General features: G+C 60.7%; 1 protein-coding gene and 1 pseudogene. Both read left to right on the top strand.

The features are described 5' to 3' along the window. The first annotated feature begins 260 nt into the window (after window positions 1-260). Entirely contained in the window at window positions 261-722 is a 462-nt protein-coding gene (locus E0T84_RS31580; protein ID WP_131823369.1) for a hypothetical protein, read from the top strand. A 17-nt stretch (window positions 723-739) separates the two neighbouring features. Beyond that, a pseudogene (locus E0T84_RS32540) lies at window positions 740-1,000 on the top strand (hypothetical protein); the annotation flags it as partial.

The raw sequence follows: 1,000 nt of genomic DNA, 5'->3' as shown, positions 1-1,000 counted from the left end.
TTCACCGTCACCACCGGGGCCCGCAGTTCCTGATCGACACGACGAACACGGGGTGGGGACTTTTATCTGGCCACCAGTGGGGACCTCCACTTGGCCACCAGTGGGGACTTTTTCATGGCCACGGACACCAGCCTGCACCCATACATCCCCAACCCCTACGGTGGCAATCACGAGTTCCCAGGTGATTCGACAAACATGAGAGGAAGCTAGAACAGAATATGGGTGTGCCAGGAAACCGTTGGCTGTGGACAGTCTCTGCCGTGGTTGCGATTGCCGGCGCTGCAGCGGGTGGGGTATGGGCGTTTCAGCAACGTGACGATTCTGCCGCGCCGCCCGCCGAAGAATGCACCGTGGTTGAACAACTCGGACGCGAGTGGCTGGCGATGACATCGTCGGTAAACAACGAGTTGTCAACGGGGCCCGGCGGCCGGGATGCTTTGCTCGCGGCAGCAGAACGCGAGGCAAGCATGGGAGATAAGATTCGCTCTGCGGCGCAATCCGTTTCAACTATCAGTCTGAAAGACGAGCTGACCAAATGGGCAGAAGCCGCCGAGCTGGGATCTCAACTGCAACGCGACTCAGCTAGCCGAGATCCGCAAGTAGCTCCCTCGGCAGCCGAGGGTAACGCATTTATCGAATCGTCGGTAGAGACTTACGAGGCCACCGCCGCGCTCCGAGAACAGTGCCCCGATATGCCCGCGCAACCCAAGACCGAGCCATAGAGGCTGGCGTAACCTTCGTGGACCACAACCCATGGGGAGGGAAACGACAGGTTGTTCAGGCCGATGCTCCACCCACCACGGATCGTCCGGCCCGGCAAGCCAAGAACATCACAGTCACAACTGCTGCCAACCACTTCGGCGGCTGGCCCACTACAGTCTCCCGCATCGAACGCGGACTACAACGCGACGACCCGCCGACCGGCTCGTCGTCACCGACAGTGTCGGACATCCGCTACACGGTGGATCGCTGGCCCGCCCACCTACCTGTCTCTTATACA

It is taken from the genome of Mycobacterium sp. DBP42 (genome assembly GCF_005924235.1).
Lineage (GTDB): Bacteria > Actinomycetota > Actinomycetes > Mycobacteriales > Mycobacteriaceae > Mycobacterium > Mycobacterium syngnathidarum.
The sequence above is the reverse complement of the archived record's forward strand: the minus strand, read 5'-3'. Positions and strand labels throughout refer to the sequence as shown.